Below are 20,879 nucleotides of genomic sequence, written 5' to 3'. Positions count from 1 at the left end.
CATCATCAGAACGCATGAAATAGCATCAGGCCGCCTTCCGCATCGGGACTGGCGTCGGAGAAACCTTTGACCGCGTACAACTGAACCTTCCATTGCGCGCTCAGCTTATGGGTGACGAACAGGGTGAGTTCCTTGATTTGCGACCCAGTGGACACGACTTTCTGCCGCCAGTCATAGGAAGCACCTGCCGTGGTACCCCTCGCCACTGGCAGGGCGAACCCCAGGCTGGCGAATACCGGGTCATCGAAATCGCTGCCTGGCGGGTCGCCGTACTTCTTCCAGCCCAGAGTGGCGAAGCCGGTCACCGGGCCAAATGCCTTGGCGATGTCGACCTGACCGGTGTAGTCGTACTCACCGGTACCCAGGCACTGGTCTTCATCGGCAGTAGGGAATTTGACCTTGCCGATCAGGTCGAGCAAGACGCCACCTGCACTGCCGTCAAGCAAGGCGTAAGCCGCGCTGGTGACCGTGTCGCCCAGACCGCTTTCCACATCCCTGCAACCGCCGGGCAGCGGGTCGCCATCGGGGCCCACCTCAGGGTTGGTGATGCGTAACCAGGGTACAGTGACCTTGTACGTCATCGGGCCGGTCTCGTATTTCGCCACCACAGGGACGTACCAGATCTCCGATGTGGTGCCGGTGCCGTAGTCGCCACTGGAATAGTCCAGGCCTGAGGCCAGGGTGAACGTGTCAGCCATCGCCGATGCGCTGATGCTCGCCAGCAAGCTGGTGAACAGAGGGAGCATGGGTCTCATCCGCACCTCAACTTCCCGTTGGAACGTGTGATCCGTTTCTCCCAGCCTAGTTGTTCCATGCCGAACTGCTTACCTCTAATGCCCGGAACGTTCGGGGCGCTCGACCTTCTCGGTTTTTTCTACTTTCTCGACCTTCTCCACTTTTTCGATTTTTTCTACCTTCTCGACTTTCTCAATCTTTTCAACCCGCTCTACTTTTTCGACTTTGTCCACCTTGTCGATCTTTTCTACCTTTTCGACTTTCTCGACCTTTTCGACTTTCTCGACCTTATCGGGCTTTTCGACCTTCTCGCCTTTCTCGATCTTCTCCACTTTCTCGGCCTTCTCTACTGCCCCGGCCCTCTCTACCCTTTCGGGCCGTCCACTGTTGCCGTGGCTCTCCTGCTTTTGCGCCGCCTCGACCCGCTCTGATCCAGCGTGGTCAACCGACTCGGTCGCTCCGTGGTCATCTGCCCCGACCTCGACTCGTACGCTTTTCCCGCTGTGGTCGTCGTTGAAAGCGCGGGTATCGCCCCCGCCATGCCCACTGTTGCGCGAGCCTGTCGTACTGTTCGAGTTCTGGTCGGTGCTGCGCTCCCGATTCCCCTTGCCCGAATGGTCGAGGCGTTCGCCAGGGCTTTCGACACGTGCTGCCCGTAGCTCACGATGGCCAGTGAACACCCCACTGACCCGAACGCGCTGATCCACTGCCAGGGTCTGCGCCTGCTCGCCTACGATCACCGTGTCACGCCCCAAGGTCACCTGAATGCCGCCAACGACCAGTCGTTGGTTCTGCCGACGCTGCACAAGCCCCTCGATCACAGCCGTCTGCACCCGACCGGCGAACGGCAGGCTTGGGTCGGGTCGGCTCTGTACGACTTCCAGCTGGCGCCCGGTCCATTGTCCCCGCACCAGCACTTCCTGCGCGGGCGCCATGCGGGTCCCGAGCTTCAGCCCCTGGAGGGAGCCAGCACGGTCTATCGTGCCAATCGCGCTGGACGCCTTCAGGCCCGGCGCACGCTCGATACGGCTGGCCACCACTGCGCCATTGGCATCGCGCAGGCCGCTGACTTTGACCGGCTCGCCAGGGCGTAACCCCTCTGCCACCCTCGCCCCTGCGGCCAGCCGCACTGGCTGGCCCATTACCCGCAGTGGCCCAGCAGCATTGGGCAGCGCGGTCAACGGGCCTTCGTAGACATTGAGAATCGAGATGCGCCCAGCATTCAGACCACGCTGGGTGACGAAGGCTTCTATGGCAACGACCTGGCCGATGGCAAGGTGGGCACTACTGGCGGGCATGCCGTTCTCGCTGACTGGCACGTCTTTGCCAAAGTGAACTTCAAGGCCATTGACGCAAATCGACGCAAACCCGGTTATGGTGCCGACGATGCCTGTGCCACCGGTTCCTCCAGGGCGCAGCACCGGAGCCCCCGTTCCGCCAACACCACCGTTATCGCGATCGAACAGGATGCCGTCCACGCCGTCTGCCACTGCCCCGGTACCGCCCGTGCCACCTGGACGCTGCTGCGCAGGTGCACCCGTGCCGCCTACACCACCGCTTGCGCTCCGTACACCAGTACCACCCATGCCCCCCGGAGACTGCAGGCCCGCAGCGCCCGCCATGCCCACTTCGTCACGGCTAACACACACGGGGGCGGCTTGCACGCCGGCACAGGTCGCCAGCCCCAGACCCAAGGCCAGCATGACGACACTGAGGCAGCGCGAGAAGGCATTCATGTGTCAGGCGTCTTGTGCGAATCGGGTTGGGTAGGCTCAGTGTAGAAATAAAGCCCGATGGTGATGCGCTGACGTTGTTCAGGACTGGGCGAGTCGGCGCTTTCAAGGTCGGCGGCCATCCGACTGAAGCCTAGCAGTGTTTGCATGCCGTCCTTGGCCACCAACTCACGCAGACTTTCCACGCTGGCCAGGCTAAGGGCATCGTAGTGCACACTTCGCTCGAAAAAGGGCAGACCCTGGCCGCTCAAGTTGTGCACCGCCGCGCTGGCGTGGTCATGCAGGTTATGACCAAAGTACGCGGCTTTTTCGTCGAACCCCTTCTGCGGCACGAATGCCTCGGCTTCCAGGTGCACACGGTCTTGCTCGTCCAATCGGACGATGCCCAGTCGCAACCACTCATCGAGCACCACCCGGGCACGGATGTCGGTGCTGACCTTCGCCACCAGAGCATCGAACGAACACGCCCCTCCGACGCTGGCCAGCCGCGGCAACGGCAGCGCCTGCCCGACATTGGCGCAGAACGGCGGGCTGTTGGTCCAGAGATTGACCAGTTGCGCACCAAGCGTGATGTTTTCCGGCAGCGCTTGCGACGCTTCACTCTCGCCGCGTAGGCGCCTGACGTCCTTGCGATGCACCCCCGTCAACAGACTGATGCGGCTATCGCTAGGCGCCTTTTCGTCCAGTCGAAACTCCCGATGGGCAACATCGACGAACACCTGCTTGAGCAGGTCGGCGAACACCGTATAGGTGACCCCCTTGCGCAGCATCAACCGCACCAGCGGGTACATCACCCGGCGCAAGGCATTGAGCATGGAGGGCGGTAATGTCGGCGATTGCATTGAGCGCATTTCCTTGACAGGTGGAAGCCGTATACGACGCGGGAAATAATCCCATACGTCCCGTAACCATTTCCTTCCCGAAACACCAAATTAACTGTCAGCGCTCATTGCACATGCGTTGAGAGGGGCAGTCGTGGACTGGGCAAGCCCAGGCAAAACCCGCCCCCCAAGGTTTTGCTTATGGCCTGTCAGCGTGGCTCAGCTCCTGCTGTTGTCATCCCCCGCTTCGCCGCCGGCGTGAGTGCCGCGGTCATCACCCGGTTCGCCACCCACAGGGTTGCCGCGATCATCGCCAGGCTCGCCACCGACGTGATTGCCATGGTCATCGCCAGGCTCACCGCCAACATGATTGCCATGATCGTCACCCGGCTCGCCGCCAACATGGTTACCGTGATCGTCGCCGGGTTCGCCGCCGACATGATTGCCATGATCATCGCCTGCTTCGGCGTGGTTGCCGCTGCGCCCGGCATTGGAGTTGCCGTCGTGACCACGGCCTGCATCGCCATGACCGCTGCCGCTGTGGCCGCCGCTGTGGCCTCCATGACCGCCACCGTCGCCGCCATGACCACCACTACCGCCGTGGCCACCACCATGACCACCGCCACCGCCATGGCCACCGCCGCCACCACCGTGGCCACCACCACCGCCATGGCCTCCGCCACCACCGTGGCCACCACCACCGCCATGGCCTCCACCACCACCGCCATGGCCTCCACCACCACCGCCATGGCCTCCGCCGCCACCGTGGCCACCGCCGCCACCTCCATGACCGCCACCCCCACCCTCCTTGGCGTACGCGCTGGCGCTTTGGGAAATCGTGTCCGGAACCAAAACGATGGACGCTGACAGCACGGCGCCTATGGCCGCCGCCAGTAATGCCCTCTTGAACAACCTCTGGATTTGCATTTTCCGTCTCCTGGTCATCACCGCGAGAAACGCCAAATCAAGTCGGGAATCGTTGGAAGCTTTTACTTTTCTTAGCGTGGGAATTTTTCCCACACATATTAATTAGTCCCTTTCGCCGCGCGGTTCAAGCCGCGTCGGGAAAAGCCGACCGGTGGTGAGTGATGGCAAGTGGAGACAATCGCGACGAGGGGCGGCTTGGCGGGCTCAGAACACAGACCAGCGGGCATCAGCGCCCCGCGCTTGGAACTATTCTCTTCGATGGGGTTAGCTTCCAGTGGAGAAGAGCCATGCGTACATTCCCATGGGGATACTTGCTGGTACTGCTGCTTACCGCCTCCACAGCCCAAGCGCAGTCAGTCGTGCCGCTCAAGGGCCAAAGCAGCCAGCAGATGCAACTGGATATCAATGATTGCAACACGGTCGCCAACAATGCGACCAGCACTGCAACCCACTCCGAGCCTCACGTCGGCGGCAGGGTTCGCGGCGCGGCCGCCGGGGCCGCGGCAGGTGCGGTAGGGGCCCAGGTACGGGGCAACCAGCACGAACAGATCTATGACCGGGCCAGCGACGAGGCCAAGCAGCAGTACCGGCAGAACCGCGCCGGTGAAGGGGCTGCGGCCGGGGCCGCCGTGGGCGGTATGCGCCAGCGCCAGGACCGCCGCCAGGACCGCCGCACTCAGGACCAGGCACAAAGCTCGGCCTATGCCAGCGCCTACAGCGGATGCCTTCAGGGACGTGGGTATCAGGTCAATCCATGATCAGCAGTACGAGGCTCTGTACGAAAAGCCTTGGTACTCGGTGATGCTGCGCTGAAAACAGCCTCGGAGTGCTCATTTACAACCCGTAAACTCCGCTTCCTCGGCTGTTTTCGCCTTGCCTGAGCTTCATCTCAAGACTATTCACACAGAGCCTAAGCGGCAGGGCAACGACCCTGCACTGCCGCGCTACGCACCTCACCGGCCAGTTGGCGCAGGTTGCTTTGCTGGGCGCTGACCAAGCTGCTGACACTGGCTTGCGCCGGTGTCTGTACCGTGGTGCGACAAGTCAGCTCGTCCTGGCCAGGCCGCTTCAACCGCCATACCGCCTCCAGCAAAGCGTGCTGGCCTGGCACTGAATCGAAGCGCTGCACGTCAACCCGCAGCACTGAGCGGACACTGCTGCCCACAGGTCCGCCAAGCTGGTCCTGCAGGGCGCTGCGGAACTCATCCACAAGGTTGGCGCCCCACCATTCGGTATCAAGTATTGCCAGGCCGCTCTGGCCCTGGCGCACCACCAATTGCGGTCGATCCACCTGCGGCGGAACACTGACCCGCTCCACCAGCACGTTCGTACCCTCTTCGCCGGTCGGCTGTGGCGGCACCAGAGTATGGTAGTGGGTGGGCGAACTGCTGCAGCCTGCAGCCAGCACCGCCAACGCGACCAGTATCACAGCGTGAATCTGAGGCATCAGGTATCACTCCTCGATCGGGTGCGGGGTCAAGGCTGCACGTCATCGGCACCCGCCGCCTTGGGCCGCCCACGAATCAGCGATTCGGGGTGCCGCCCCAGGAAGTCGGCAAGGTCACGCAGCGAACGCGACATGCGCTCCAGTTCCTGCAGCGCATCGCCCAGTTTCTCCCGCTGCGGCGAATCTTCGGCGATGGCCGAGTTGGCCGTCCGCAAGGCTTTCTGGACATCTTCCAGCGTCGCCTTCACGCCCGGCAGTGTCTGGCCGTCAAAGCGCTTGAGGGTTGCCCTGAGCTCCCGCAGGGTACCGTCCAGGTTGCCGGCGATGCTCTCCAGCGGCAGCTTGCCGAGACGTTCTACCATGTGCTGCAACTGCTCCTGCAGCTTCTCCAGGCTGCCAGGCACCGTGGGCACCGTGATCGGGCTGGCGTTCATGTCGAAGGCCACCTTCGGCGCTGCGGGGTAGAAATCCAGCGACACATACATTTGCCCGGTGATGAGGTTGCCGCTACGCGCCTGGGCTCGCAGTCCGTGCTCGACGAAAGTGCCAATCAGCCGGCGGGCACCGGCATCGTCACCGGGGGTATGGTTGAACGCCTTGAGCATTTTCTGGTGCACCGGGCCCAAGCGTTGCGGATAGATCACCGCATCCACCACCACTGGGAAAGTCTGCTTCTGTTCGTCGTAGTCGAGCGTCACTGCCACCACCTTGCCGAACTCGACCCCCTTGAATTCCACCGGCGCGCCTGGAGACAAGCCGCGCATCGACTGCTCGAAGCGCATGCGCAGGTGCTGCTGCTTGCCCGTGGGTGGCGCCAAAGCCGCGTCGCGGTCGACGAACAGACGAAACTGCTGTTGATCGGGCGCGGGGTCGGCAGGTGCCGCGAAGTCAGGCGCGCCGAACGCCAGGCCACCCATGAGGATGGATGACAGCGACTGGGTTTCGACTTTCAGTCCATTGGCACCGATCTGCATGTCGACCCCGCTGGCATTCCAGAAGCGGGTATCGGCGGTAACGAAGGCATCGTAGGGCGACTGTACGAACACGCCGATGTCCACCCCTTTGCCATCCTGCTGCAGGGCGTAGGAAACCACCTCGCCGACCGGGATCCGCCGGTAGTAGATCGACGAGCCGACATCCAGCGAACCGAGGTCGTCCGCACTCAGGGTGAAGTGCTTGCCCTTCTCGCCATAGGTGATCGGAGGTGGTAGTTCGAGCCCGGTGAAGCGCTTGCGCGGCGCCGTCGACTCACCGGCATCGGCGCCGATGAAACTGCCCGAGAGCAAGGTGTCCACCCCTGAAACGCCCCCGGCCCCGATGCGAGGTCGCACTACCCAATAGCGCGCACCTTCGGTGGCGAACGATTCGGCTTCCTTGGCCAGTTCCACCTGCACCACCACGCTTTCGCGGTCCTTGGCCAGTTCTACCGTGGTGACCTCGCCGATCACCACGCTGCGGTAACGTACCTGGGTCTTGTGCGCCACCAACCCCTCCCCGCTGCGAAACGAGATGGTAATGACCGGCCCCTGCTGCATCCAGTTGCGCACCACCAGCGAGGCGCCCACCAGCAAGGCCAGGATAGGTACGATCCACACCAGCGACACATTCACCCGCCGGGTCCGCACCTGAGGCTGACCTGCTGCCACGGGTTTGTCAGTCTGCTGCGCCATCGCTGCGCTCTCCGTCTTGTGGCTCGCCATCCCAGATCAGTCGTGGGTCGAAGCTCATCGCAGAAAACATCGTCAGCACCACCACCAAACCGAAGAACAGAATGCCTGGACGCGGTTCGATGGTTCCCAGGCCACGCAGTTGCACCAGCGCAGCCACCAAGGCCACCACCATCACATCGAGCATCGACCAATAACCGATCAACTCGACACAGCGAAACAGTTGCGAGCGCTGACGCCTCGCCCAGGTGCTGCGTCGCTGGGCGGTTACCAACAGCAGGCCGAGGGAAAAAAACTTGATCGCGGGCACACCGATGCTGGCGATGAAGATGATCAAGGCAATGTCCCACGCCCCCGCCTCCCAGAACTCCAACACCCCACCAACGATGGTGCTGTCGGTACCCTGGCCAAGCATTTCGGTGTTCATCACCGGCAAGGCATTGGCCGGCACATAGAAGATCAGTGCTGCGCACAGAAACGCCCAGCCACGGGCAATGGGATTGACCTTGCGTCGGTGCAGCGGCGCACCGCAGCGTTGGCAGTGACAGGCATCTTCGCGCAGGTCGCAGGCCTGACCGCAGCCGTGGCACAGGCACACCTGCAGGTCGTCGGCCAACACCGGGACTGTCATACCTGCTCCCACAGGTCGCGGATATCGCGCCCGGCGATGTAGATCAGCAATACACTCAGCGCCGCCAGGGCAATCAGGCCGATACCAGGGATCACATCGAGCAAGCCGGCAAGCTTGATCACCGCCACCATCGCGCCGAGCAGGCAGACTTCCAGCATGCTCCAGGGCCTCAGCCTTTCCAGGGCCTGCATGCAAGCGCCAAACGCGGGTGAACGGCGGCCGGCCATGGCAAAACTCAATACCCAGCACAGCACGGCGATCTGCAGCACCGGCGCGAAAATGATCGACAGCGCCAGTACCAATGCCATGAACGTAATGCTACCGCTACTCAGGACCATCACCGCGTCCCACAGCGTCGCCGAGTTGGACAGCCCGCTCATGCTGATGGTCATCACCGGGTAGGCATTGGCGAACACCAGCAGCACGCCACCCGTGATGCTGAGCGCCAGGCGCTGTTGGGGAGTCAGCCCATTGTGCCGATACAGCACGCCGCCACAGCGCGTGCACACAGCACTCTGGTGGCGCCGCAGCGGAGCACGGTGATAGACCGCGTCACAGTACTCGCAGATGATCAGGTCATTGCCCTTGCTCATGGCTTCTCTCGCGGCAGGTCCGAATGCCCTGCACAGCCCATGTCGCAGGCAAGATTAGTCAAGAAATGGCCAGTGCGTATTGGCCTCGATGTACAGTCGAACAACACCGGGAAACAGTATGTTCACCTCACCCGTGGGCACTTGCGAGTAATAAGGCCTCGTCTAAAGTTTAAATGCCCGAAGCCGACGTTCGCGGGTCTCTCACCATCGCCTCGCAAACCGCGAGAAGAGTGCCTTGTTCCACGATCGCAGAGTTCAAACTTAAATCTTGCGCCACCAAGAGTCGCCCGCATGCCTGCGGGATATCACTCAACGTAGGAAGGAGTGCTGCATGAAAACCCGGCCATTGGTTGCAACCTTATGTCTTGCTACAGTCATGCTATATGGCTGCGCGAGCAAGTACGTGGAGTCCGATCAGTACTCGGGCTTCCTGAAGGACTACAGCTTACTTAAGGAAGACAAGTCGCCTTCCGGCGCGCCAGTCATGCGCTGGATCAAACCGGATGTCGACGCCAATCGTTATACCAGCGTCTACATCGAACCGAGCCAGCTTTATCCGAAACCCCAACCCACCGAAAAAGTCCCACAGTCGACTTTGACTGGCATTACCCACTACTACGACCAGACCCTCAAAAGCCACTTCTCTGAGGTGTTACCTTTGGCCAAAGGACCGGGTCCACGCGTCCTGGTAGTGCGTCCGGCAATCACTGCAGTCAGTGCCAAGACCAAAGGCCTGCGCCCGTATGAAGTCATCCCGATCGCCCTGATCGCAGCAGGCGTAAGCACGGCCACCGGTATTCGCGACCAGGACACCACCATCGCCACCGAGGCGGCGTTCATCGACGGCGGCAACCAGCAGGTGGTCGCCCAGGTGGTCCGCAAGGGTGCAGGTAGCGAGCTTGAAAACGCCGACCAGGTGATGCAAACCAAGGACGCCAAGGCTGTGCTCGATGGTTGGGCCAAAGACATGGTGGCCTCCTTCCAGGCCGCCAAAGGCAGGAAGTGAATCACCCTGCCCCGTTGCCGCGCATGCTTGCAGCGGGGCAGCCCAGCGGACTCCTGCAGTTCACTCATCCTGCACGGGTATCGCAGTGCTCAGGCAAAACCAAACAAGCGCCTTGGGGTGTCCCACATGATCTGACGGCGCTGCGTGGGGTCGGGCACCAGGCGCTCGGCGAGTTTGAGCAACGGGCCGTAATCGACACGTGAGCGTTGGCGGATAAAGGGCCAATCCGAGCCCCAGATGCAGGCGTGGGGGCCGAACGCCTCGATCAATGCCTGGACATAGGCAGCACTTTGCTCGAACAGTGCCTGCGGCGCGGCGAACTTCTGCATGCCTGACAGCTTGACGGTCGCCCGGCCAGAACCTGCCAGGCGCAGTAACGCCTGGAAGCCCGGTTGTTGCAAGCCGGCAGCAACGTCAGGGCGGCCGCAGTGGTCGATCAGCAACCGCGTTGGCAGGCGCAACAACCGCGCTTGTACGTCCAGCAGCTGGTCTTCGCACACCTGGACCTGGGCGAACAGATCAAGCTCGGCCAGCTTGCCGAACAGGCTTTCGCAGCCGTCGAGGCAGCCTACCCCATAAAGCGCTGGATTGAAGGCAACCCCGACCACGCCTTGCTCCTTCAATGCCGCCAGCTGGCCAAGTTTCATGCCCGGCTCGACCACCGCGATGCCCCTGAAACGGCCCTGCCCGCGCGCCAGCGCATCGAGCAGGCAGCGGTTGTCGGTGTGATAGCCGCTGTTGGGGCCGACCAGCAACGCGTGTTGCACGCCATAGGCCTCCATCACTTGGGTGAACTGCTCTAGCGTGGCAACTTCCTGGCCCGAGGGGGCATAAGGCGCATGCGGATGGTAGGGAAAGCGATCGGGATCAAACAAATGGTTATGGCAATCGATCTTCGGTTCATCAAAGATGTTCATGGACAGCTCCCTGGTTGACGCTTTCTGCGCCTGAACGTAGATCCTGTTATCGTCCGCCATCGTGGCGGCGAGGCTGGAGCGACGATACTGCGCGCCGACGTTTGGCGCTCATACCCAGATGGCAGACATCATAACCAAAGGTAATACGCATGCCCCAAGACCCGGACAGCCCAGCATCCAGCGCGATGGTGTTCAAACTGCGGCACATGGAGGTGTTTCGCGCGGTGATGCTGACCGGCTCGATCAGTGCCGCGGCCAAGATGCTGTACGTGTCCCAACCAGCCGTGAGCAAGCTGATCCATTACGTCGAAGGGCGTTTGGCATATCGCTTGTTCGAGCGCATCAACAATCGCCTGGTCCCCACCGAGGAGGCACATGTCCTGTTCCGTGAAGTAGAGCGGGTGTACCAGGCCGCCCTGCAGGTCAACGAGTGCGCGTTGTCATTGGCCTCGGGCAGCCACCGCAACCTACGCATTTCGTGCAGTGCATCGTTGTCGACAGTGGTGATCCCCATCGCCCTGGCGCAGCTCAAGCGCGAGTCGCCATCGCTGACCATCGAGTGGCAGACCTCGCTGATGAACGAGATGCCCAACCAGATCCTGTCGAAGAAGGTCGACCTGTCGATTGCTGCCCTTCCAGTGGTGCATGACCATCTGGTGTCCCAACCGTTCATGCGGGGGCGCATGGTTGCGGTAATGCCTGCCGATCACCCCTTGGCCCAGGAGCCGGCGCTGACGCTGCAGCAGTTGGTGGGGCACGCGCTGCTGCTGTTCCGGCCCGACATGCCGTTTGGCCGGTTGTTGGCGCATGAAATCCAGCGGCGAGGCCTGCACCTTGAGTCGTTGCTGTCGTTCACCAACGCCAACGAAGCTGTGGCCTTGGTAAAGCAAGGCATGGGCATGACCCTGATCGACGAGTTCGTGGCACAGGACAGTGGCCTTGAAGTGGTGCCGCTGGCGGAGGACATTCACTTCGATATCAGTTTCGTCTACTCACGCTTCGAGCCCCCATCCCAAGCTTCATTGCACCTGATGCGGGTGCTGCATGCCCAGGCACTGAAACTTGACAGGGCCATCACCGGGTTCGAACTGCCCCAAGGCTGAACGTCTGTTGCTGTGGCTCACCGCGCTGCCGGTGGACCGCGCGGAGTTGCCTGGGGCAGCCACCAAGCCCTGGCCATGCAGGGCGATGTCCGGGACGGTCGGACGCTGGCGCAGGAGGCCTAGTGCCTGGGGTTCGCTCACGACATTGCGCCGATTGCGCGGATGCCAGTGATGGTGCCTGGTGGTAATCGTCGCCTGCCGGTTGTCGAGCAGATACTGGCAGAGCTGCAGCGCTCGCCTACTTGTCGCGGGTGAAGTCGCGGAGAACGACCCAGCCTATGGCGAGCATAGACTGGGCGTTGCTCATTCAGCCTTCAGCGGTCGTTCTTGGAGGACGAGCGAACGGCATTGCTCAAGCCCTTGGTGTTGTGATCGCCCGGCGTGGTGCGCGACACGGCGGTCGACTTGGCCAGGCCACGGGTATCCTTGGAATGCGCAACACCGGAGGTGGCGGTGCCATGCCCACGGTCGTCGTTACGGGTACTGCCGTAGTGATTTCCGCTTACGCCATGATCACGGGTGGCTTTGCCCGCATGCTCACCCGTCGAGCCTTTACCGTTGCCATTGCCGCCCATACCACCCTGGCCGCCGCCATTTCCGTTGCCACCGCCATGACCGCCGCCATTGCCGCCGCCGTGGCCACCCCCGTTACCACCGCCCTTGGCATAAACCGCGCCAATCGGCGAAACATCAGCCGGTAACAACGCCGCACTCCCCAACGCAAAGGCACAGGCAAACACGGCTACCAAGGTCTTTTTCATTTTCTATACGCCTCCATGGGCGAGGTGGGATCGCCGTAAGACCGGTGAACCGCCTTTAAGTTTTGTACCAGGCGACGAAATGCAGTGCGCTACACATAGCCACACGGGCTTTCAACACACGCTGCCGGCTTGGCTAAGCTGTAGTTGACCTTCATGTGCTCAAGGAACAGCCCACATGCTCAAGCTCAAGACGCTGCTGTCGACCGCCCTCAGCCTGCTGCTGATGGGTACAAGCCCTGCCCTGCTCGCCGACCCAGGCAAGGGCAAAGGCCACGACAAGGGCGGGCAACACGGAAATTCGGGGCATCAGGGAAACGGCAACGACTGGCATGGTGGCCCATCGATCGATGTGGGCGGCGTGCGGATCATTCTCAACGATAACCGGGACTATTGGAACGCCGGCACTGCGCTGCCACCCGGCATCCAGAAAAACCTGGCACGCGGCAAGCCCTTGCCACCCGGCATAGCCAAGAAGCTCGATGGCCGCCTGCTGGGGCGCCTGCCGCACTACGACGGCTATGAATGGCGGCAGGCTGGTACCGACCTCATATTAGTGGCCCTCGCTTCAGGCTTGATCTACGAAGTGCTGCACGACGTGCTGGACTGATGCACTTACGCGCGGCCTTCGACAGCCGCATCTGATCGTTGCAAATAATCTTCAAATATCCCTGCAAAAATGATGGCATTTTACCCATCAGCTAACTAGACTCCAGCTATCTCCGAGGCATCCAGCCTCCTCTGTTCGGGCACCAAGGAAAGGATCATGCCCAAGCTACTAGCACGGAAGTAGTAGTCGGCCTCCGGCCAAAGCGGTTCTGTCTATCACCTGTTTCGTCGTACGCGGCGCTCAGCTCCCTGCGGAGATGGGCATTTACAGTGCATGCAGTTTGGGTAATGGAGACGTTGAAGCATGGAGAATTTTCTAGGTGAAATCCGCCTGTTCAGCTGGCCGGTGATACCAAAAGGCTGGTTGCCCTGCGACGGCCGGCTGCTGCCGATCGTTCAGAACCAGGCACTTTTCGCATTGCTGGGTGTGCAGTTCGGAGGAGACGGCAAGGCCACCTTCGCACTGCCCGACCTGCGTGGTCGGGTGGCGATGGGGCGCAACGACTGGCCACCCGTGAACCCGGCATTCGCCTCTCACAGCACCGGACAAGCGGGTGGCGTCGAGTCTGTGATGCTGCCGCTCAGCGCACTGCCCGAACACACCCACAGCGTACAAGTCAGCAACGCCACTCTCGGCAATGGCGGCCCGGCCGGCAACTACCCCGCGACCAGCGCCAATGCCAACGGTGTTGCCGCGCAGCCGACCTACATCACCGCCGACACGAACAAGCTGGTGACCCTTCACGCTGACACCATCGCAGCCACCGGGCAGACGCCGATACCCAACATGCAGCCCTCGATCTGCCTGAGCTACTGCATCGCCACCCAGGGCGTCTTCCCGCCACGCCAGTAACGGCTACCACACCTATCATCTCAAGGGGCAAGTCATGTCAGATAACTACCTCGGGGAAATTCGGCTGTTCGCAGGTTCATACGCACCCGTTGGCTGGGCTTTTTGCGACGCATCCGTGCTACCGATCAGCCAGAACGAAGCGCTGTTCTCGCTGATCGGCACCACCTACGGTGGCGATGGCATAACCACCTTCGCCCTGCCCGACCTGCGCGGCCGGGTGGCTGTTGGCACCGGCGCAGGCAACAACCTGACACCCCGTACCCTGGGGCAGATCGTCGGCACTGAACAAGTGGCGATGACGGCTGCCAATACCCCGGCCCACAGCCATGGTTTCAGTGTCACCAACGCCCCCGCCACCACGGCGGAGCCGGCAGGCCCTTCCGCCCACAACACCTGCACCTTCGCCGCCTTCACCCCAGCCGGTCCGGTCAAGGGGCTGTACAGCACGGCAAACACGGATACCGCCGTCACGCTGAACAACGGCGCCTTGGTGCGCTCGGGCGGCATCGGTTCACCACACGACAACATGATGGGGTCGCGCGCCATCAACTACATCATCGCCCTGACCGGCATCTACCCGAGCCAATTCTGAGACCCAGGCCTGCTCTTCACTTTTCAGGGATATGACTCATGGACGCTTTCACTGGAGAAATTCGACTGTTTCCGTATACCTACATTCCCGATGGTTGGCTGCTCTGCGACGGTTCGGCAAGGCCGATCCAGCAGTTCCAGAGCCTCTTTGCCGTTTTGGGGTACGGGTTTGGCGGTAACACCAACCAATTCAACCTGCCCAATCTCAACGGTCAGGTCGCCATGGGCGTTGGTGCCGGCCCCGGATTGACCGCGCGTGCGCTCGATGCCAGCGCCGGAGCGGATGAGGCCACGCTGACACCAGCCAACTTCGCGCCTCATACCCATGCGCTCCGGGCCCAACCTGGGACGAATTTCGCGGCGGCCGTCGATACGCCCACCAGCCAAAGTTTTCTCAGCCAGCCGCGCAACCTGCGCCTGTACAACGGTGTAGCCGGCAACACCGACTACACCTTGGCCCCTGTCACCGTGAGCAAGGCGGGTACCCCGTTCAACAGGACGACCCGCAACGCCCAGCAACCTTATCTGACCCTGGCCTACTGCATATGCTACGACGGCAACTTCCCTGCGCGCCCCTGAGCGAGCGTCTTGCGCTGGCGCTGCCAGTAGGCATCGGGTTTGGTCTTCGGCGGCAGGGCGAAGGTGATGTCAGTCTGCTGCGGGCGCTGTTCGTGGCCCGACGAGGCATCGAGTTCGAGGGCTTGCCCTTGAGCGATGCACAGCGTCTGGCGTTTCTCGACGGCCAGGCCGACCTGCAGTCACGTCACTATGCCGAGCACTATCCACAGGCCGCATTCCTGGTCGTCGAACGGGCCGGACAGGCCATCGGTCGCTTGTGCGTAGACGAGAAACAGGCCGAGCTGCGGGTGGTGGACATCGCCCTTATGCCGGCCTGGCAGCGCCAAGGCATCGGCACCGCACTGCTGCGGGCGGTACTGGCGGTGGCGGACCTGCACGACAAGGCTTGTGCGCTCAGCGTCGACGCCTGCAACCCGGCCCAGGCGCTTTACCAGCGCCTGGGCTTCGAGGTACAGCCCGGCGATGGCCTTTACCTGCCTATGCACCGTTTCCCTGTAACGGCCTGACACGAACACCCAACGCAATGGAATGCGCACATGGACAGTTAGCCATTTTGCCTGAAGTCATGAAGAGGGCCGGCCCATCGCTCAGCCCCAGTTCTCCCCCACTCTGAGTCCGTAGGCGATCACTGATCGGAAACATGGCAGGAAGCCCCATGATGCACTCACTCGCGTACCACCGTGCCTGGCTGACCAGGTCGTTCCTTCTGCTGTGGCTGTCGGCGCTCGCCCTGATGATGCCAGCCCAGGCCATGGCGATGACGTTCAGCCCTGCCCCAGGCAGCAACCTGGGCAGTTTCCCCGCAGGTCAGAGCCTGAGTATCCCGCTGAGCGTCTCAGGCGGCGTCCTGCCGATGACCGGCTGGTACGAGTGCGATGTCAGCGTGACCTACGACCCCTCATTGAAGTGCTTGCCAACAGGCCTGACCATCGCCGAGTCCACGAACAGTGAGTCGACTACCATCAATGGCACCCCAAACGTCGCGCCCGGCGTTTACAGCTTCACCCTGACGGTGTTCGACAGCTTCACTCCCGCGACCGTGAACTACTCGATCACCATCACCGGCGGCCCCACGGTGACCAGCTTGAGCCCCACCTCGGGCAGCACCAGCGGGGGCACCAGCGTGACCATCAGCGGCACTGGTTTCACCGGCGCCACAGGGGTGGCATTTGGCGGCAACGCAGCGACATTCTCGGTCAACAGCGACACCTCGATCACCGCGACCACCCCCAGTGGGTCAGCGGGTACCGTGCCGGTGGTGGTCACCACGGCAGCGGGCTCCTCCGTGATCAATGGCAATAGCCAGTACACCTACGTCGCACCGCCCATTGCCGGTGCGGTGAGCGCAACTGTGGCAGCCAACAGCAGTAGCAACCCCATCCCCCTGAACCTTAGCGGCGGCGCGGCCACCAGCGTGGCGGTGGCCAGTCAGGCCAGCCATGGTACGGCGACCGCCAGCGGTACCAGCATCACCTATACGCCCACAGCAGGCTACTCAGGCCCAGACAGCATCACCTATACCGCTAGCAACGCCATTGGCACCTCCGCACCGGCAACCATCAGTTTCACGGTTTCGCCGCCCACCTTGGCACTAAGCCCTGCGACCTTGCCCAGCGGAACCGCTGGCACCGCCTATAGCAGCACGTTGAGCGCCAGCAACGGCTCGGCGCCTTATAGCTTCAGCCTTACCAGCGGCGCGCTTCCCCCCGGACTGAACCTCAGCGGCAACACGCTGGGTGGAACGCCGTCCGCCAGCGGTACCTTCAACTTCACCGTCACCGCAACCGACAGTTTCGGTGCCACAGGGTCGCAACCTTACGCCCTGTCCATCGCAGCGCCGACGCTCAGCCTCACGCCGACCTCCCTGAGCGATGCCAGCGCAGGAGTTCCTTACACCAGCACCTTCAACACCACGGGCGGTACGGCACCCTACAGTTATGCCATCATCGCGGGCAGCCTTCCGGCTGGATTGGCCCTGATCGGGAATGCGCTGAGCGGTACGGCCACCGTCAGCGGCACCTTCACCTTCACCGTCACGGCAACCGACGCCAACAGCTTCACCACCTCGCGCAGCTACACCTTGACCGTGGCGTCACCGACCATCACCGTCTCACCGGTCTCCCTGAGCGGTGGCATCGCTGGCGCGGCCTACAGCGCTACCCTCGGTGCCAGCGGCGGGACTGCGCCCTACACCTTTGCCGTGACGGCGGGTGCTCTGCCAAGTGGCATGACCCTCAGTGGCGACACCCTGAGCGGTACGCCTACCGCCGATGGCACCTTCAATTTCACCGTCACCGCAACCGACGGCAATAACTTCACTGGTTCGCGGGCCTACAGCCTGACCATTGTCCAGCAGCCCCCCGTGGCGGGCACCGTCAACCTGTCGGTGGCGGCCAATAGCACCACCAACGCGGTCACACTCAACCTCGGTGGGGGCCCTGTCAGCAGTGTTGCCGTGGTCAGCGCGGCCAGCCATGGCACGGCAACCGCCAGCGGCACCAGCATCACCTACACCCCGAATGCCGGTTACTCCGGGGCCGACAGCTTCACCTACACCGCCACCGGCCCGGGCGGTACCTCGGCACCGGGCTCCGTCAATATCAGCGTGGGCGCCCCAACCCTGGTCATCACCCCTGGTACCTTCGGCGGTGGCATCGTCGGCTCGGCGTACAGCACCCCACTCAGCAGCGTGGGCGGCACCGCACCCTACAGTTACAGCGTCACTGCCGGCAGCCTGCCCACCGGCCTCGTCCTGTCCCCGGCCGGCGTACTCGGCGGCACACCGACCAACAGCGGCAGCTTCAACCTGACCATCACCGCCACCGACGCCTACGGTGCCACCGGCAGCCAGGCGTACACCTTGGTAATCGCTGACCAGGCGCCGGTGGCCGGTGCTGTCAGCACTACGGTCGCTGCCAACAGTTCGACCCATGCCATCCCCCTCGCTTTGAGCGGCGGTCCGGTCAGCAGCGTGGCGATCAGCACCGCCCCCAGCCACGGCACCGCAGTGGTCAGCGGCACGGCGATCAGCTATACCCCCACGGCAGGTTTCTCAGGCAGCGACAGCTTTGCCTATACCGCCACCGGCCCCGGCGGCACTTCGGCGCCCGCCACGGTCAGCCTGAGCGTGACCGCACCGACCCTGGCGCTGAATCTCGCCAACCTGGTCGATGGCACCCTGGGCACTGCGTACAGCGCCAGCCTGGGTGCTTCAGGGGGCACCGCGCCTTACACCTATGCGATCAGCACAGGCAGCCTGCCAGCCGGTCTGAGCCTGTCACCGGCCGGCGTGCTCAGCGGCACGCCGACCAGCAATGGCAGCTTCGCCCTCACCTTCACAGTAAGCGACGCCTATGGCGCGGTCGGTAGCCAGGCTCATACGCTGGTGATCGCCGACCGCGCCCCCATAGCTGGCAACAGCAGCGCCACGGTTGCTGCCAACAGTTCAGCCAACGCCATCAGCCTCGCCCTCAGCGGCGGCGCCGCGACCAGCGTGACCGTGACCAGCGCTCCCGCACATGGCAGCGCCATCGCCAGTGGCCTGGGTATTCGCTACACCCCCAGCGCCGGGTACTCCGGCAGCGACAGCTTTGCCTATACGGCCAACGGCCCTGGCGGTACTTCAGCACCGGCGACGGTGACAGTGTCCGTCAGCGCACCGACCCTGGATGTCGAGCCCAGCGCTGGCAGTGTCGAAGGCGGCACCTTGGGCAGTGCCTATCGCATGAGCTTGCGCGCCCTCGGTGGCATGGCGCCGTACCGCTTCACCCTGAGTGCGGGCAGCCTGCCGACAGGCTTGGTCCTGGACAGCGGCAGTGGGGTGATCAGCGGCACGCCCCAGAGCACAGGCACCCACACCCTTGAGGTGACTGTCACCGACGTCAACGGCGCGGTCGGTACCTTCAGCTTCGCCCTGAGCATCGCGGCCCAGACGGTCACCGTGGTGTCGTCCAACGAAGCCCTGGTACCTGGCCAGGTGGCGAGCGTCGACCTGACCCAGGGTGCCACCGGTGGCCCGTTCCTGCGCGCGCGGCTGTTATCGCTCAGTCCGGCATCAGCCGGTAGCGCAAGCCTGAGCGGCCCGTTCACCCTGCGCTTCGCACCGACCACGGTGTTTGCCGGCACTGCCGTAGCCACCTTCAGCCTGGAAAATGGCAACGGCGGCAGTGCAACCGGCACCGTGACCTTCACCGTGCAGGCCCGCCCAGACCCCGGCCAGGATGCCGAAGTGATCGGCGTGCTCAACGCCCAATCACGCGCCGCTGAACGTTTCGCCAGCACCCAGATGGACAACTTCAACCGCCGCCTGGAACAACTGCACCGGCCAACCTGTGACCGCAACGCGTTCAACGCCAGCGTCAAGCATGGGCGCGAAGATGTGCGCCTTGGCGATCTGGGCAAGGCGCTGCGCGATGAACTGCAAGGCAACGACGCGGAGTCGGATGAGCAACGACGCAAGGAACGGGACAGCGCGCGGACAATCGATGGTGAATGCCGTGAGGCGCCGCTGGCCTTCTGGACCGATGGATTCATCAACACCGGCTCCAATCGCGCCCGTGGCGCCAAAGACAATAGCTACACCACCTATGGCTTGAGCGCCGGCGTGGACTATCGCCTTTCGCCACGGACCGTGGTGGGCATGGGGGTCGGTTACGGCACCGACCGCACCGATGTCGGCGACCATGACACCCACAGTGAAGGTGATGCGCTGGGCCTGGCGGCCTACCTGAGCACCCATCCGCTGTCGGAGGTGTATGTGGACGCGCTGCTTGGCTACAACCGCATCCGCTTCGACTCGCGCCGCTACGTCACGTCCGACCCGTCGAACGGCTACGCCCACGGCTCGCGGGATGCCGACCAGTGGTACGCGTCGCTGACCGCCAGCTACGAGTACCGTGCCGGCGCGCTTTCACTGGCCCCGTATGCACGGGTCAACGGCAGCGTCACCACGCTGGACGACTACCGCGAGCGTGGCGGTGGCATCTATGGCCTGAGCTACGACGAGCAGCATCAACGCACCTTCACCTCGTTCCTCGGCCTGCGCGGTGCCTACGACATCCAGACCCGCGCTGGCGTGCTCACGCCGCGAGTGGGGCTGGCCTGGGGCCACAACTTCAGCCATAGCGACGACTACCGCATGCGCTACACCGACCAGGGTGACGACGGTGTGCTGTATCGGCTGTCACCCGACCCGATGGACAGCAACTTCATCGACCTGGACACTGGGCTTGAGTTGAGCCTTGGGCGCAGTTGGCGTCTGGGCCTGTCCTACAAGACGGCCCTAGGTAGCGACGAGCGCAACGAGATGTTCCGAATCGGGCTGGACGGACGCTTCTGACCCGCGCGCCGCTTCAGGGGCTGCCCCATCAGCCTGTGAAGCGGCATCGCTCATAGCGTCATTTCCATCTCGTGCCAGGCCATGCCACCATGGTCGGATGCCGAGGGCTGCACGTAGCGGTATCCCATCTTCTCGTACAGCGCCACGTGCCGGTCCTTGCACATCAAGTGAATGCGGCGCTTGCCCATATCCCGCATGCGTTTGACGAATTCGCTCATCAAACGACCCGCATGGCCTTTGCCCTGGTGGGCCGGATCGACCACTACCGACATGATCACCACGTTCGGCGCAGCGGCGTCATGGCCTACCAGCGATTTGAACGCTTCGTCCGACATCACCACTTCCCAGGCACAGCCACTGTTGATGAAGCCGATCACCTCACCAGCGTCCTCGAGAATCAAAAACCCTTCAGGGTACTGGTCGATCCGCTTGCGGATCTTTTCCAGGGTCGCTGCCTCGTCGCCTTCGTAGGCCGTCGACTCGATCTGGAAACAACGCTCGGCGTCGGTGGGTACGGCAGTTCGGAAGGTTGCAGCGCTCATCGGGTTCCTCGCAAATAGCAGGCGGCAAA

Annotated in this window: 20 protein-coding genes and 1 pseudogene; 10 read left to right on the top strand and 11 right to left on the bottom strand. The window is 62.9% G+C overall.

The annotated features are described in order from the left end of the window. Window positions 1-5 precede the first annotated feature (5 nt). From C4Q26_RS25475 to C4Q26_RS28505, 4 genes are all read right to left on the bottom strand, one after another. A complete protein-coding gene (locus C4Q26_RS25475; protein WP_049818773.1) occupies window positions 6-755 on the bottom strand; it encodes a hypothetical protein in 750 nt (249 codons plus the stop codon). A 75-nt stretch (window positions 756-830) separates the two neighbouring features. Then, complete coding sequence (locus C4Q26_RS25470) at window positions 831-2,471, bottom strand: DUF5666 domain-containing protein (RefSeq protein ID WP_023380692.1); 1,641 nt, start codon at window positions 2,469-2,471, stop codon at window positions 831-833. Then, the gene (locus C4Q26_RS25465; RefSeq protein ID WP_027907373.1) at window positions 2,468-3,310 is read right to left on the bottom strand and encodes a DUF6502 family protein; all 843 of its coding nucleotides are present in this window, start codon (window positions 3,308-3,310) and stop codon (window positions 2,468-2,470) included. The genes C4Q26_RS25470 and C4Q26_RS25465 overlap by 4 nt, the downstream gene beginning before the upstream one ends. A gap of 198 nt (window positions 3,311-3,508) precedes the next feature. Continuing rightward, a complete protein-coding gene (locus tag C4Q26_RS28505; RefSeq protein WP_256583332.1) occupies window positions 3,509-4,216 on the bottom strand; it encodes a hypothetical protein in 708 nt (235 codons plus the stop codon). Window positions 4,217-4,503: 287 nt separating this feature from the next. Here C4Q26_RS28505 and C4Q26_RS25455 point away from each other — a divergent pair, with 287 nt between their 5' ends. Beyond that, window positions 4,504-4,974 (top strand): YMGG-like glycine zipper-containing protein, encoded by a 471-nt coding sequence (locus tag C4Q26_RS25455; protein ID WP_104883866.1) that lies wholly within the window; start codon window positions 4,504-4,506, stop codon window positions 4,972-4,974. A gap of 152 nt (window positions 4,975-5,126) precedes the next feature. Here C4Q26_RS25455 and C4Q26_RS25450 read toward each other — a convergent pair whose 3' ends face one another. Genes C4Q26_RS25450 through C4Q26_RS25435 form a run of 4 tightly spaced genes read right to left on the bottom strand, consistent with a single transcriptional unit; the run spans window position 5,127 to window position 8,554 of the window. Beyond that, a complete protein-coding gene (locus tag C4Q26_RS25450) occupies window positions 5,127-5,663 on the bottom strand; it encodes a membrane integrity-associated transporter subunit PqiC (protein WP_104883865.1) in 537 nt (178 codons plus the stop codon). A 29-nt stretch (window positions 5,664-5,692) separates the two neighbouring features. Continuing rightward, on the bottom strand, window positions 5,693-7,333 hold the full coding sequence (locus C4Q26_RS25445; RefSeq protein WP_104883864.1) for an intermembrane transport protein PqiB: 1,641 nt from the start codon (window positions 7,331-7,333) through the stop codon (window positions 5,693-5,695). Further along, window positions 7,317-7,961, bottom strand: a complete 645-nt coding sequence (locus C4Q26_RS25440) for a paraquat-inducible protein A (RefSeq protein WP_023380698.1) — start codon at window positions 7,959-7,961, stop codon at window positions 7,317-7,319. Before C4Q26_RS25440 ends, C4Q26_RS25445 begins: the two co-directional genes overlap by 17 nt. Further along, window positions 7,958-8,554, bottom strand: coding sequence for a paraquat-inducible protein A (locus C4Q26_RS25435; protein ID WP_023380699.1), 597 nt, complete (start codon window positions 8,552-8,554; stop codon window positions 7,958-7,960). The genes C4Q26_RS25440 and C4Q26_RS25435 overlap by 4 nt, the downstream gene beginning before the upstream one ends. 331 nt (window positions 8,555-8,885) lie before the next feature. On the opposite strand from C4Q26_RS25435, the gene C4Q26_RS25430 reads away from it, so the two are divergent. Continuing rightward, complete coding sequence (locus C4Q26_RS25430; protein WP_023380700.1) at window positions 8,886-9,560, top strand: DUF3313 domain-containing protein; 675 nt, start codon at window positions 8,886-8,888, stop codon at window positions 9,558-9,560. An 89-nt stretch (window positions 9,561-9,649) separates the two neighbouring features. On the opposite strand, the gene C4Q26_RS25425 is transcribed toward C4Q26_RS25430, so the two are convergent. After that, window positions 9,650-10,477: an amidohydrolase gene (locus C4Q26_RS25425; protein ID WP_104883863.1), complete on the bottom strand. Its 828-nt coding sequence runs from the start codon at window positions 10,475-10,477 to the stop codon at window positions 9,650-9,652. Between the two features lie 149 nt (window positions 10,478-10,626). Between C4Q26_RS25425 and C4Q26_RS25420 the strand changes: the two genes are divergently transcribed. Together C4Q26_RS25420 and C4Q26_RS28500 are read left to right on the top strand one after the other, a co-directional pair. After that, window positions 10,627-11,580, top strand: a complete 954-nt coding sequence (locus C4Q26_RS25420) for a LysR family transcriptional regulator (RefSeq protein WP_027907368.1) — start codon at window positions 10,627-10,629, stop codon at window positions 11,578-11,580. A 22-nt stretch (window positions 11,581-11,602) separates the two neighbouring features. Next, a pseudogene (locus C4Q26_RS28500) lies at window positions 11,603-11,802 on the top strand (2,4-dienoyl-CoA reductase); the annotation flags it as partial. 92 nt (window positions 11,803-11,894) lie between these two features. Here C4Q26_RS28500 and C4Q26_RS28170 read toward each other — a convergent pair. Continuing rightward, the gene (locus C4Q26_RS28170) at window positions 11,895-12,341 is read right to left on the bottom strand and encodes a hypothetical protein (protein ID WP_177429850.1); all 447 of its coding nucleotides are present in this window, start codon (window positions 12,339-12,341) and stop codon (window positions 11,895-11,897) included. 175 nt (window positions 12,342-12,516) lie between these two features. Here C4Q26_RS28170 and C4Q26_RS25415 point away from each other — a divergent pair, with 175 nt between their 5' ends. The 6 genes from C4Q26_RS25415 (at window position 12,517) to C4Q26_RS25390 (ending at window position 20,308) form a co-directional block, all read left to right on the top strand. Next, entirely contained in the window at window positions 12,517-12,948 is a 432-nt protein-coding gene (locus C4Q26_RS25415; protein ID WP_023380705.1) for an anti-virulence regulator CigR family protein, read from the top strand. A 303-nt stretch (window positions 12,949-13,251) separates the two neighbouring features. Continuing rightward, entirely contained in the window at window positions 13,252-13,800 is a 549-nt protein-coding gene (locus tag C4Q26_RS25410; protein WP_023380706.1) for a phage tail protein, read from the top strand. 34 nt (window positions 13,801-13,834) lie between these two features. Beyond that, the gene (locus C4Q26_RS25405) at window positions 13,835-14,392 is read left to right on the top strand and encodes a phage tail protein (RefSeq protein WP_023380707.1); all 558 of its coding nucleotides are present in this window, start codon (window positions 13,835-13,837) and stop codon (window positions 14,390-14,392) included. Between the two features lie 38 nt (window positions 14,393-14,430). Further along, window positions 14,431-14,970, top strand: coding sequence for a phage tail protein (locus C4Q26_RS25400; RefSeq protein WP_023380708.1), 540 nt, complete (start codon window positions 14,431-14,433; stop codon window positions 14,968-14,970). Next, window positions 14,937-15,476, top strand: a complete 540-nt coding sequence (locus C4Q26_RS25395; protein ID WP_104883862.1) for a GNAT family N-acetyltransferase — start codon at window positions 14,937-14,939, stop codon at window positions 15,474-15,476. Before C4Q26_RS25400 ends, C4Q26_RS25395 begins: the two co-directional genes overlap by 34 nt. Before the next feature lie 149 nt (window positions 15,477-15,625). Beyond that, the gene (locus C4Q26_RS25390) at window positions 15,626-20,308 is read left to right on the top strand and encodes a putative Ig domain-containing protein (RefSeq protein ID WP_158664919.1); all 4,683 of its coding nucleotides are present in this window, start codon (window positions 15,626-15,628) and stop codon (window positions 20,306-20,308) included. 50 nt (window positions 20,309-20,358) lie between these two features. Here C4Q26_RS25390 and C4Q26_RS25385 read toward each other — a convergent pair whose 3' ends face one another. Beyond that, window positions 20,359-20,850: a GNAT family N-acetyltransferase gene (locus C4Q26_RS25385; RefSeq protein ID WP_023380711.1), complete on the bottom strand. Its 492-nt coding sequence runs from the start codon at window positions 20,848-20,850 to the stop codon at window positions 20,359-20,361. Window positions 20,851-20,879 lie beyond the last annotated feature (29 nt).

This window comes from Pseudomonas sp. SWI44 (genome assembly GCF_002947915.1).
Lineage (GTDB): Bacteria > Pseudomonadota > Gammaproteobacteria > Pseudomonadales > Pseudomonadaceae > Aquipseudomonas > Aquipseudomonas taiwanensis.
The sequence above is the reverse complement of the archived record's forward strand: the minus strand, read 5'-3'. Positions and strand labels throughout refer to the sequence as shown.